This window comes from Motilibacter deserti, from assembly GCF_011250635.1.
In the GTDB taxonomy this organism is placed as follows: Bacteria; Actinomycetota; Actinomycetes; order Motilibacterales; family Motilibacteraceae; genus Motilibacter_A; species Motilibacter_A deserti.
On the sequence record NZ_JAANNP010000058.1, the window covers coordinates 1 to 11,488 of the forward strand.

The following is an 11,488-nucleotide window of genomic DNA, read 5'->3' on the forward strand; positions in this document are numbered from 1 at the left end:
TAGGCGGCGTAGGGGCGGTAGACCACCGTGACGCGCTTGCGGTCCACGCCGGGGTGCGGGGCGAGCAGCCGCTCGAGGACGGAGGACTGCACGGCGCCGATCGGCGGCCTGGTCGTCGCGTACGTCACCGAGGTGCCGCTGTCGTGCCGGTACGCGCCCCACGAGGCGACGGCGGCCGCCGGGCCGGCGCTGTCCCAGGTGATGCCGGTGTCCTCGCCGGCCGCGTGCGCTTCCTCGACGGCGACGGCCGCCGCCGGGTCGTAGGCGACCCGGACCACCTCCGCCAGCTCGTGCGGGCGCATGGCCCTCACCGTCCCGGCGCCGGTGGCGGCCAGGTGCTCCATGAGGCCGGGCAGCCGCTGCCCGATCTGGACGGCCATCTCGACCGTGGAGCGGACGTTCTGCGGGGGGTTGGCCGGCCTGGGCAGCGCGGACGGCATCAGGTCCTCGTCGAGGCCCGCGTCCGTGGGGTCCTCGCCGCGCTCGTAGGCTGCGAGCTCGCCGGTGGCCAGAGCCTTCGTGGACTCGCGTGACTTCTTGGACGTGGCCTTCTTGCCGCGCCCGGTCAGGCCCTCTTCCTCGACGGTCGCGGGCTTGCGCGCGCTGAAAGTGAGGGTCACCCAGCCGCGGACGGTCGCGGCGCCGGCCGGGAACGTGGAGGCTGCCTCCTCCATCATCTCCTGCGCGAGGCCGGGCGCCCCGGTGCGGACCGTGCGGCGGACCTCGGAGGCGAGCCGGGTGCCGGGGTCCGGGGCCGTCTCGATCGTCGTGGTCACGGCCTCAAGGCCCGGCTCGTGCGCGAGGTCGGACAGGAAGCGCCCGTACTCCGCGACCCAGGAGTCGACCGTGCCCGCGTCGACGAGCTGCCCGCCCTCGGGCGCGACGGAGAGCACGACCGCGTAGTGACGCGCCGCCGGGATGGACACCATCGCGAACCGCTCGCCGTACGAGGTCTGCGCCTCGAACACTTCGCTGCGCGCGAGCAGGCCCGGCAGCCGGGCCGAGCCGAACGCGATCGGCGAGACCAGCGCGGACAGGTACGTGTTATGGCCCTTGCGCTTACCCCGCGCCCACGCGACCCGCGTCGTGAGCGTCTGCCAGCCGTTGCGCCCAGCGCGGTTGCGGTACTTGATCGGCGCCAGCAGCGCGATGAACAACAGCAGCGTGACGCCTGCGGCAATGAACCCGCGGCCGAGCTGGACGAGGACGGTCATCACCAGCCCGACGAGGAGCAGGCCACTGCCCAGCGTCCCCAGCCCGAACACGCCGGGCGAGCGCGGGACGACGAAGTTGCCGTAGGTGCGCGGCCCCTCGTTCCCGTTGACGGTGGAAGCAGACATGGGTAAACCCTCTTTCGCGTGACGGAGTGCAGACGTTCGAGCGGGGCCGAGCCGGAAGCAGGCACGACGGCATGGCCCGTCGGCCGCCCGGCCAGAAGGCCGGGCGGCGCGGGGCCGCGCGTGAGGTGAGGTGAGGTGAGAGCTAGGAGACGGAGTTGGCGGCGCTGCCAGCGGCGCGCCTCGCGGCGCCGGCGGCCTGGGTCGCGCCCTGCGCGACAACCACCCACGGGGCAGCCGCGCCAGCGGCCTTGCCGAAGCCACCAGCGGCCTTGCCGAAGCCACCGGCTCCGGCGGCCTTGGAGCCGGTCGGACCCGTTACCGGGCCGGGCCTGTGCGTGCCACCACCGCCCGACGCCGACAGACGCCCGCCGCCCCCGCCGGGGCCGCTCGCCATCCGCGCGCCGGTCGCAACCGACATCCCGACCGCGGTCATGGCGCCGCCCCCAGCGCCGCTCAAGGTCGCCGCGGTCACCGCGGGGACGGCGAGCTTCATCAGCGGCACGATGGCCAAGACCGACAGGACCATGAGGAACAGGCCCACGAACACCTGGATCGCGGAACCGCCGTCACCGACCATGAAGAACGCGGCGGCGTAGACGATCGCGGCGGCCGGCTTGTAGAGCAGGAACGCCACAATCCAGGCGACGGCCCTGTCGAACGAGGCCTTCCCCCGCTCTGTGATCGAGGACGCGGCCAGCAGCGGCAGCAGCCCGCCCAGGATGGTGAGCACGGCGAACCGGGCCATCATCAGGAACATCTGCCCGAACGAGGAGACGATCCCGAACAGCCCGAGCACGAGAATCAGGCCCGAGCCGAGCCCGGAGCCGCTCGCGTTCAGGCCCGTCGTGATCATCCCCAGCCGATCGGCCAGGTCCCCGTCAGCGCCCTGGTCGATAATCCAGACCGAGAAGGCGTCGGAGGCCCGGCCCAGCGCGTTGATCGTGAACACACCCGCGCCCACCACGAACAGCCACCGGAACAGGCCCTTCACCGCCTCGGTCCCGTGCCGCAGGTCCTGAGTGAACGCGATCCGCGTCGCCTGCACCGTGATGGCCAGCACCGCGATCGAGAGCGTGTACCAGTGCGTCGACCGCATCAGCTCGAAGACCGGCCCCGACGTCTTACTCAGCTGCGGGGCGTCGATCTCGGTCCAGAACGTCAGCGAGAACTCTAGAACCTTCGCAAACCCCTCACCCACCTTGCTCGCCGCCGCGTCAAACGCCGAACCGGCAGCCGCCGCAACGGCGTTGGAGGCCCCGTTGCAGATCGTGCCGACTCCCGGGACACCGCAGAGGTCAGGCACTAGACCCCTCCCCATGGCACGTAGCCGACGATGCTGCTGACCGACTGGGCGGAAGGGCTGGTGCCGCCGTCGGGCTGCAGCTCGAGCCGCCAGTCCCCGTTCGACCACCGGACCGTGTCCGTCGCGACCTGCATCTGGCCCGTCGCGAAACGGGTGACCAGCTGGATCACTGCAACGTCCTGGGTGTACGTGACGAACTTGAAGGCGGCCAGCTGGCCGAACTGACCGGGCTGGGCGCTGTCGTCGGTCACCTTCGCCCGGTTCTCTGTGAAGACGTCCCGCCCGGTGCCCGGCAGGACCTGCTCCCTGACGACCTCGCGCCAGCCGTTGCCGGGCGTCACGAGGTAACGCGAGCCGATGTTGGCAGCGGCCAGGAGGGCGCCGGTGGGGGTGTGGCTGTAGCCGGCGTAGACCGGGCCGTCGATCCGGGTCGGGCCGTCAGCGTCGCTGACTGGTAAGGCCACGCCCTGGAACAGCTCCCACCGCACCCCCTTCGGCGCGGTGCTGGGCACGGCGGACGGACGCGGGACGGGCGTTATCGAGGAGGAGGGAGCTGCCGGGGCCACAACGAAAGGAGGGGCGGGCAACGCCGCCCCCTCCTTATCGTCGTCGCGCACGGCGGCGAATGTCCCGACAGCAAGGACCAGCAGCGTGGCCAGCGTTGCGACAGCAAGTCCCGCCCGCGTCCGCCTCGTGTTCACGCCAGCCTCCGAGTCCACTTCGGGCACTTGAAGGGCCAGCATCCTCTGACTTCCCTTCCGGGTCTGCTAAGACAAAGACGTCACGATCGGGCCTGCGGCGGCCAACACGACCAGCCCGGCGCAGACCTTGCCGAACGCCGCCATCTGCTCGCCCCCGTCGTCGCCGCGCTTGTGCGCGAGCATGAACTTGATCCCGACGACGATGAGCCCGACGACCCCCGCAACGGTTCCGCCCCACCCCGCCCAGTTCAGAATCGTCTGGAAGTCGTCCGTTCCTGGCGGCCGAGTGTTGGTGACGGAGATGGCTGACGCCGGGCGAGCCAGCGCCAGAGTGGTAAGAGCGAAGACGAGTGTGGCGGCCGTGCTGCCCAGCACGGGGGTTCTCCAGTGGCATCTTGGAGCGCACCACCTCAACTGGGCGCGGCGTCTCGTCGTTCTCGTGCGACCGGAATCTTGTACTTCCATGCGAGCGGCCCCTTCCGATTCGCGAGAGAGCTCTACAGATCTCCCTGTCCATACGAGTTGACACAGCATGACTCCGGTTGTTGACACTGTCAACTGAGATGGACGCAAAGTGGGAGCGGCTAGGGTCTTGGTCCAAGAGCTTCGGGCAGGTCGAGGCGGCGAACGCTCTAGCGGACGCCGGGCTCGAGCCCTAAGCGCCGGCTCTCCATCGTCATGGACGAGCTGTGGCGCGTCATCCGCGCCGGACATGGCATGGTCGACCGGGTCGATGCCCTCACCCGCCTCAACCGCAACCGGGGCGTCGGGCGGGCGATGATCTTGCACTCACTGGCCGATCTGCGCTCGATGGACAACGACGCCGACGTGGCCAAGGCCAAGGGGTTCGTGGAGCGCGCCGGGTTCGTCGTGCTCGGCTGCCCCGCCAGGAGCTCGACGAGGTGCGCGAGGTCGTCGACCTGTCCCGCGCGGAGGTCGACACAATCACCAGCTGGTCCACCCCGCCGGGCTGGAAGGCCGGCGAGGCCCATCCCGGCCAGGGCCGGTTCCTCATCAAGGCCGGGCAGCGCGCGGGCATCCCCGTGCAGCTGCAGCTCACCAACGCCGAGCGGAACGCCGGCGGCCTCAACACAAACCGCCGCTGGAACCTGGACAAGACCGTGCTGCACGGGCCGGTCGGCTGACGGCAACGGTCGCGCCCAAGGGGTCCGGCGGGGGCGGGCCGGCCTTGGCTGATCCCCGGGGCTCCGGCCGCGCTGCTCGTCTTGAGCGCCGCTGTGTGGGTGGGCGGCGGGCTGGCGTCGACGCTCGGCGGCCACGGGTGGAAGTCTGGCCCGTGGTCCGTCGGCTTCGTGCTGAGCGTGGCTAAGCAGGGGCTGGACGCCTTCTGGCCGGGAGTCGACCCGCGGGCGCTGTATGGGGCGACGGTCGCGGTCCTGCTGGTCGTCGCGGTCCCGCTGGTGTGGCTTGGCGTCAAGGTGGCTTGCGCCCTGGCCGGCCGTCCGACGTCGCGGCGTGCTGGCCAAGGCCAAGGACCTGCAGGCGCTGTCGGTGCGGACGCGCCGCCAGCAGGCGGTGCGGCTGCGCCCCTCGCTGGCCGGGACCGAGCCGAAGAACCTGCGCCCGGCAGATATCGGCTGGGTCCTCGGCGCGCTGGGCAAGGGCGCCATGCCGCTGCTGGCCGGCTTCGAGGACGTGGGCGTGGCCATCATGGCGCCGCGCTCGGGCAAGACGACGGCCTACGGCGTGCCGCTGGTGCTGGACGCCCCGGGCGCTGTCATCGCCACGTCGAACAAGGCCGACCTGTGGGCCGCCACGGCGGCGCTGCGCGCGCAGGACACGGGGGAGCGGGTCTGGGTGTTCGACCCGCAGGGCATCGCGCACGCGCCGCGGACCTGGTGGTGGAACCCGCTCGCGGCCGTCAACAGCGTCGAGGAGGCCGAGCGACTGGCCTCGCACTTCGTCCTGACGGTCGAGGGCAAGGACGGCGATATCTGGGGCCCGGCCGGCGCCTCGCTGCTCTCCACGCTGATCATGGCGGCCAAGGTGTCCGGCGGCACGCTGCTCGACGTCTACGCCTGGCTCAACGACGACTCCGACCCGACGCCGGGCACGCTGCTTCGCCGGCACGGGCACCCGCTGCTGGCCAAGGAGTTCGAGGGCACGCGCACGATGGCGCACGAGACGCGCGCCTCGGTCTACTTCACCGCCCGCACGGCGACCAAGTGCCTGCGCAACCCGCAGATCACGTCCTGGGTGACTCCTCCGCTGCCCGGCGAGGACGTCGAGGAGATCGACACCGCGGCGTTCCCGCTGTCGCGCCAGACGCTCTACCTGCTGTCCAAGGACGGCGGCGGCAGCGCCGCCCCTCTCGTGGCCGCCCTGACCGACCGCATGATGCGCGAGGGCGTGCAGGCCGCCGAGCTGCGCGGCGGCCGGCTCGACCCGCCCATGATGGTGCTGCTCGACGAGGCCGCGAACATCTGCCGCATCGGGGACCTGCCCTCGCTCTACTCCCACCTGGGCAGCCGCGGCGTGATCCCGCTGACGATCCTGCAGTCCTACGCGCAGGGCGTCCGGGTGTGGGGTGACACCGGCATGAAGGCGCTGTGGGGCGCGGCCACGGTCAAGGTCATCGGCTCCGGTATCGACGACGCCTCGTTCGCCGACGACCTGTCGCGCCTGATCGGCGACCACGACGTCACCGTGGCGTCGGTGTCCTACTCCGAGGGCCGCTCCGAGGGCCGGCGCACCCGCTCCCGGTCGCCGCAGCAGCGCCGCATCCTGCCCGCGTCGGAGATCCGCGCGCTGCCCAAGGGCCGCGTGCTGGTGATGACGACCGGCGCCTAGCCAGCGATGCTGCGCGCACTGCCCTGGTACGAGGGGCCGCGCGCCGAGCAGATCGGCGCCGCCGCCAAGGCGGCCGAGGCCGAGCTGGTCGGCGCGGCCCGCCGCGACGCCGTCCCGGCCCAGCCTCGACTGGACGACACGGTCGTCCTCGACGACGTGGTGCGGCCATGAGCGAGGAGCAGGGCTACGACCCCGGCGCTGACTTCGGCCCTCCGCCCCCGGCCGATCTGACCGAGGCCGGGCGCCGCATCGTCGCGCTCGAGGCGGGGCTGGAGTACGTGACCGAGCTGCTTGCCGCGAGCGCCGAAGGGGCGGTCCCCTCGGCCGCTGGCGGCGCGAGGGGTCCCGGTGAGGACGAGGAGTGGAAGCCCTACTACGGGTCCTTGGAGGAGTGGGTCACGGACCTGTTCGTCGTCGCGTTCCCGCGCAACGTGGGCCAGCAGAACAAGTGGTGCCCGCGGTGGTGGGACCACGCCGAGGCGATCATGCGCCTGGAGGTCCTGTGGCGTAGCTGGGAAGGCGCACGGCTCGACCCGGTCAACGGCATGGCGGCCTGGATGGCCCAGCAGCTCGACCACCACCTGCCGATCCTCCTCTCCCCGGACGGACCGTTCGGGCAGTGCACTCCCGAACGCCACCCGGCGTACGAGCCACTGCCAGTGAAGCCCCCGCCCCGCGGCTGGTTCAGCGAGCCGCCCGAGCACGCCGGCGACGTCGCCTGACCCGGCCAGCTGCATCCCTTGACCCGACCGAGCTAGGCCTTCGGCCCCATCTTTCCGCGGGCTCGCGGCACTACCAGCGACCGCCAGGCACCATGTCCGCGCGGACTCGACGGGGGTCCACGGGAGCGTTCCTGCACAACCACGCTTCCCGCATCACAGAAGGAAGATCATGGGTCGCACACTTCTCGTCGCCCTTTCGGGGACGGCTCTCCTCGCGACGGTCGCCGTCGCCCCGACGGCCTCGGCGGCGTCGGCCTGCGACATCGGCCCGGCCGTCGCCAACACTCGCGTGCTGGCCTCACCGATCATCGCCGGCAAGGCGGACACCGCGGTCACCATCGAGACAACCGTCTCCACCCCGGCCGAGTGCGCGACGGTCCGGACGGTCTCGATCCGCTACAACGCGGCGGACCCCGACAACAGCTTCTATGGCGGTGGTTGGGCTGACCTCGTGAGCGGTGACGCGCACAACGGCGTCTACCGCGAGGCGCTGACCGTGGACAACAACTCCCCGGCCGGCGTCTACAACGTCAGCGTTGTGGCCAGGGACGGCAATGGGATGGAGACGACCGCGGCGGGCGCTGCGAGCTACACGGTCGTGCGCTCCACCTCGGTGGCGCTGCGGGCCAAGAGCTACGCGGTCAAGCGCAACACCGCCGTAACCCTCACTGGGACCCTTACGCGTACTGTCCCCGGGTCCGTCGGCTTCACGCCGCCGTCTGAATGGGCGGCGGGGGAGGCGGTCAGCATCTACACCGCTCCGAGCAAGAGCAGCAAGCAGTGGAAGCCGGTCGGGCAGGCCATCACCACCCGCACCGGCTCGTTCACGATCAAGGCCAAGGTCGGGAAGCTCGCGGCCTTCAAGGCCGTCTACGAGGGCAGTGACACCCTCGCCCGTTCCAGCTCCTCGGCCTTCCTCGTGACGGTCACGCGATAACCCTCGCGCGCAGCGAGGCCGCTCGCGCCTCGCAAGACTGGGGCGGCAGCGGAGCCAGGCAGCAACGGAAGGTCCTCACCCGACGGGTGGGGACCTTCCGCGTCTCCCTCGCCTTCGATTCGGATGGAATCGCGGCCGTGAGCCCCGACGCATGCTGGAGGGCGTGCCCGCTCCGGTCCTGCGCCCCATGCTCGCGGCCTCGACGCGGCAGCCGGCGGGCGCTGTGGGGGAGGGGTGGGCTGTTGAGGTCAAGCTGGACGGCTGGAGAGCCTCAGTCACCGCAGACGAAAGCGGACTGCGGGTGCGCTCGAGGACAGACCGGGACGTGACCGCGGCGCTGCCCGAGTTCGCGGGCCTGGTGCCCGCGCTGGGCGGCCGGACGGTCGTGCTGGACGGCGAGCTCGTCGCCGGCCAGGGCACGGCCGCCGACTTCTACGCGCTCGGCCTTCGGATGGCTCGGCGGCGGGCCCCTTCCGTCGGTTGCCGGGTCACGTTCGTGGCCTTCGACTTGCTCTGGCTGGAGGGGCGTGACCTGTGCGCCCGCCCTTACGGGGAGCGCCGGCGCGAGCTCGAGGAGCTGGCCTTGGGCGGGCCGTGCTGGTAGACGGCGCGAGCTTCGACTGCCGCCCGGAGGACCTGCTGGCCGTGTGCGAGGAGCGCGGGCTGGAGGGCGTGGTGGTCAAGCACCGCGCCAGCACCTACCGTCCCGACGCCCGCTCACGCGACTGGGTGAAGCTCAAGACCGAGCACTGGGCCTCGATGCACGCACCGCGGCGCCAGCCGGGCCGCGAGCGCCGTCAGGGCGTGTAGTCACCTCGCCCAAGGCCGCTGCCCAGCGCGAGGACCAGGGCGGCCGCGGCGCAGGCGGTCCCGAAGTAGACGACGGGAGTGCTGTAGCGCACCAACGCGGCTCGGTTGATGGGGGATTCGTACGGCGTCTCGCGCCAGTCGAAGCCGTTGACGAACCACCAGACGCCGTACTGCACGAGCCGGAATGCCAGCCCAAGGGGAAAGAACGCGACGGCGAACACCATGACGAAGCTGCTCAGCGTCCGGCTCCACTCCGGGTAGTCGAGGACGTGGAACAGAACCGCGAACGGCAGGGCGACCGCCGCAGCGAAGGCCGCGACCGCGAGCGCGGTCGGGAGGATGCTGCCGCGGACGGCCTCGGTGATCGCCACGCGCCCACGGTAGGTCGCAGCGGCCGCAGCGCGGCCACCCGAACGGGTGCAGCGGGCCCGGATGTCGCCGTCTACACCTGGTCCCGCGGCCACTCGCCGTTCTTGCGCGCGGTGCGGTAGGCGACGGCTGGGGTGATGCCGCAGAACAGGGCGAAGAAGATCGTGATGGTGGGGACCCACACGTACGGCCGTTGCGAGATGAAGAACGTGACGGCTCTGAGGACGAGCCCGACGATCGAACGCCTACCCATGGTTCAAGGAGTCCCAGACCGCGCCGGCCGCCGCCGAGCTCACGGCCGGCGTCGGCCCGCTGCTCGAGCTGATCGACCTGCTGCCCACCCTGCGCGTTGTGCTGCTGCAGGGCCGCGAGGCGCAGCCGAGCTGGCGGCGAGCGCTGCAGCGCCGGCCCGGCCTCGTCACCGAAGGCTGATTGACCGGCACCGGCGCGTACCACCCGGCTCGCAGAGCGCTGCGCCACCCGGACCCCGATAAGCGGGAGCGCCGGCAGGCCCACCGCGACGAGGCCTACCGAGCCGCCGCGGACGCCTCCTTGTAGAGGCGCCACCGAGCGGTCACCTTGCCCGGCCTGGACGCTTCCACCCGCCCTCACCGCCAATCAGCCTGCGGCTTTGCTGATAGTCACCTGGCGCTCAACCTCCTCTCCAGCTGCGGGCGGGCGAGGGCGCCCCCGGAAGGTCGGCCGCCGCAACGAAGGAACTAAGAGTTAGCGTAGGAGCGAAGCGCTCCGCCCATCATCCTCATAGGATGCTCAAGAGCAAGATACTCAACCAAAGCTCGATCGGTATCGGTCGGGCTGACCACCGTTTCGATCATAACCTGGCGCACCCGCTCTAGCTTGCGCGTCGGAGACGGTAGTTTCTCGAGGAAGCGCACGCTGGCCTCGTCTAGGCCTTCCTGCCTCCACTTATCCTGCGCTGCGCTGACTTCTTCGTTGCTGGCACTCAGCGTCTGCCCGAGCTTCGTGGCGGCCAACCGCGGGACCGCTGACTGCAGCGTGTCGGCCAAGCGCGAGAGCCCCTCCGCAGCTATCGATGCATAGAACTGGCTCGCGCGGTACTGCCGGGCCTGCCATTCGCCGCTGCCAGCTTCCGCCGCGCCGGCCGCGCGGTCGAGAGACTCGACGATACCTTCGAGGGGAACTACCAATTGGACTTGCGCAAAAAGGATCTCCCAAAGAATCTCTGTTCCCGGCATCTTCTCGGAATCTAGCATGAGTTCGGGTAGGAGGTCTTGCGGAGGCATCTCCGGCCGCCACACTTCACTATATTCTTCACTGGGAGGATCGGCCAGTATGTCAGTCGCCGCCAATGAGGCGATGGCGAATAGCACTGCAATCCCACCCAATGCAGTGGCCGCAGCGGCGGCCTTATACCTTGCGGCTGCTATCCCGGCACCGATGACGAGTCCAGCGATCTGTCCGCGCCTCGAAACGTCGGAGACCACAGCCCCCTTTGGTGGCTGAGGGATTGGAGGCAACGGAGTCGGAACTGGTGTGTTGGTGAGGCCACACATTTGCAGATTTGCATCCGCGGCAACCCGGCCCGCTTCATGCCAAGCTTGACAACGCGCCATACACTCACCTAGAAGCTCAGGCGGCTGGCCGGCGCAAGGCTGTGAGCATGCGTTGTAGCCCATGCCGACGCGTTGCAAGTCCCGGTAGTACTGCAGCCAGCATGGCTCCGTGTACCCATATATCGCCCAAGAACTAGTCACTGCCCTGCCCCCAATCGACACGGCTCGCTTAACTTACCGCGACGCTTAGAGCGTAAGCGCTCACAACGAGAGACGGCAAGAGCTCGAGAGCGACTCAGGAGACAGAAGTCGAGATCGTGATGCGTTTAAGCGACCGCTTGTGCGGCGAGTGTCACCTCCCCGATGCCGGCTGCCCGACCCCACGCCATGCAACTTCGCGGCCGCGCTGCGCGTTCCGGGTTCGGACCTGCCCAGCAGCTGAGCAGGGCGGTTCCGCCGGCGCGCCCGCCGCGAACCAGCTGGCCAGCGACCCCGGCCACCCGTTCAGTCCTCTTCGCGGGGAGGACCCCTGGTAAGGCCGACTGCTCACGTTCCCGCCGGTTCTACCGGGCGCTCAGTGCTTTCCTGGGCCTACCATGGTTCCCGGACGCTCTGCCACGGCCAGCACGGCTACGACGACCAGGTCGGCGAGCTGCATCCGATCGTCGAGGCTGTTGCCGAGGGTCGCTCAGCGTCCGCCGGACGAAGTGCTCGCCGGCCTCATCGAACCTGGCCAACTGGCGACCCTGCCCCCGGGCTGCCAGCCCAGTCGAGTTGAACGCCTCGGCGAGAGCGTTCATGTACGAGTCGGCGGTCGATCCCACGAAAGCGACGGCGCCGGCCTCAGCAAGCCGCTGAATGTAGCGCACCGCGAGGTATTGAATCCGCCTTGCACGCCCTTGTCCGAGTGCGCGATCACGGCTCCCCTCAGTGTCAAGGGCGCGGTGTCGAGGCCTGCGA

At 70.4% G+C, this 11,488-nt stretch carries 14 protein-coding genes; 7 read left to right on the forward strand and 7 right to left on the reverse strand.

Annotated features, from left to right (window positions below; all coding sequences use genetic code 11):
- The 4 genes from G9H71_RS18675 to G9H71_RS18690 all read right to left on the reverse strand — a co-directional run.
- The coding region (locus tag G9H71_RS18675) for an SCO6880 family protein (protein WP_166284303.1) at positions 1–1,340 on the reverse strand (1,340 nt) is incomplete at its 3' end.
- A 142-nt stretch (positions 1,341–1,482) separates the two neighbouring features.
- The gene (locus G9H71_RS18680) at positions 1,483–2,643 is read right to left on the reverse strand and encodes a hypothetical protein (protein WP_166284304.1); all 1,161 of its coding nucleotides are present in this window, start codon (positions 2,641–2,643) and stop codon (positions 1,483–1,485) included.
- Positions 2,643–3,155, reverse strand: a complete 513-nt coding sequence (locus tag G9H71_RS18685) for a hypothetical protein (protein WP_166284305.1) — start codon at positions 3,153–3,155, stop codon at positions 2,643–2,645. Before G9H71_RS18685 ends, G9H71_RS18680 begins: the two co-directional genes overlap by 1 nt.
- A 255-nt stretch (positions 3,156–3,410) precedes the next feature.
- Entirely contained in the window at positions 3,411–3,719 is a 309-nt protein-coding gene (locus tag G9H71_RS18690) for a hypothetical protein (protein ID WP_166284306.1), read from the reverse strand.
- A gap of 527 nt (positions 3,720–4,246) precedes the next feature.
- On the opposite strand from G9H71_RS18690, the gene G9H71_RS18695 reads away from it, so the two are divergent.
- The 7 genes from G9H71_RS18695 (at position 4,247) to G9H71_RS24690 (ending at position 8,624) form a co-directional block, all read left to right on the forward strand.
- Positions 4,247–4,489, forward strand: coding sequence for a hypothetical protein (locus G9H71_RS18695; protein WP_166284307.1), 243 nt, complete (start codon positions 4,247–4,249; stop codon positions 4,487–4,489).
- A 331-nt stretch (positions 4,490–4,820) separates the two neighbouring features.
- Positions 4,821–6,155: a type IV secretory system conjugative DNA transfer family protein gene (locus G9H71_RS18700; protein WP_166284308.1), complete on the forward strand. Its 1,335-nt coding sequence runs from the start codon at positions 4,821–4,823 to the stop codon at positions 6,153–6,155.
- A 6-nt stretch (positions 6,156–6,161) separates the two neighbouring features.
- Positions 6,162–6,326 (forward strand): hypothetical protein, encoded by a 165-nt coding sequence (locus G9H71_RS18705; RefSeq protein ID WP_166284309.1) that lies wholly within the window; start codon positions 6,162–6,164, stop codon positions 6,324–6,326.
- Entirely contained in the window at positions 6,323–6,877 is a 555-nt protein-coding gene (locus G9H71_RS18710) for a DUF4913 domain-containing protein (protein ID WP_166284310.1), read from the forward strand. Before G9H71_RS18705 ends, G9H71_RS18710 begins: the two co-directional genes overlap by 4 nt.
- Before the next feature lie 169 nt (positions 6,878–7,046).
- On the forward strand, positions 7,047–7,814 hold the full coding sequence (locus G9H71_RS18715) for a hypothetical protein (protein WP_166284311.1): 768 nt from the start codon (positions 7,047–7,049) through the stop codon (positions 7,812–7,814).
- A 187-nt stretch (positions 7,815–8,001) separates the two neighbouring features.
- Positions 8,002–8,418: an ATP-dependent DNA ligase gene (locus G9H71_RS24025; protein ID WP_269204744.1), complete on the forward strand. Its 417-nt coding sequence runs from the start codon at positions 8,002–8,004 to the stop codon at positions 8,416–8,418.
- Positions 8,409–8,624 carry an ATP-dependent DNA ligase gene (locus G9H71_RS24690; RefSeq protein ID WP_166284313.1) on the forward strand — a complete coding sequence of 72 codons (216 nt, stop codon included), beginning with the start codon at positions 8,409–8,411 and terminating at the stop codon, positions 8,622–8,624. Before G9H71_RS24025 ends, G9H71_RS24690 begins: the two co-directional genes overlap by 10 nt.
- Here G9H71_RS24690 and G9H71_RS18730 read toward each other — a convergent pair.
- The 3 genes from G9H71_RS18730 to G9H71_RS18740 form a co-directional block, all read right to left on the reverse strand.
- Positions 8,612–8,995 (reverse strand): hypothetical protein, encoded by a 384-nt coding sequence (locus G9H71_RS18730; protein ID WP_166284314.1) that lies wholly within the window; start codon positions 8,993–8,995, stop codon positions 8,612–8,614. The two genes, G9H71_RS24690 and G9H71_RS18730, sit on opposite strands and share 13 nt — an antisense overlap.
- A 71-nt stretch (positions 8,996–9,066) precedes the next feature.
- Complete coding sequence (locus tag G9H71_RS18735; RefSeq protein WP_166284315.1) at positions 9,067–9,246, reverse strand: hypothetical protein; 180 nt, start codon at positions 9,244–9,246, stop codon at positions 9,067–9,069.
- A 466-nt stretch (positions 9,247–9,712) separates the two neighbouring features.
- Positions 9,713–10,345 carry a hypothetical protein gene (locus tag G9H71_RS18740; protein WP_166284316.1) on the reverse strand — a complete coding sequence of 211 codons (633 nt, stop codon included), beginning with the start codon at positions 10,343–10,345 and terminating at the stop codon, positions 9,713–9,715.
- Positions 10,346–11,488: the final 1,143 nt, after the last annotated feature.

Excerpts from the sequence above, each read along its gene's own strand:
- G9H71_RS18715 (WP_166284311.1), top strand. The coding sequence starts at position 7,047 with ATGGGTCGCACACTTCTCGTCGCCCTTTCGGGGACGGCTCTCCTCGCG.
- G9H71_RS24025 (WP_269204744.1), top strand. The coding sequence starts at position 8,002 with ATGCTCGCGGCCTCGACGCGGCAGCCGGCGGGCGCTGTGGGGGAGGGG.
- G9H71_RS18710 (WP_166284310.1), top strand. The coding sequence starts at position 6,323 with ATGAGCGAGGAGCAGGGCTACGACCCCGGCGCTGACTTCGGCCCTCCG.
- G9H71_RS18705 (WP_166284309.1), top strand. The coding sequence starts at position 6,162 with ATGCTGCGCGCACTGCCCTGGTACGAGGGGCCGCGCGCCGAGCAGATC.
- G9H71_RS18735 (WP_166284315.1), bottom strand. The coding sequence starts at position 9,246 with ATGGGTAGGCGTTCGATCGTCGGGCTCGTCCTCAGAGCCGTCACGTTC.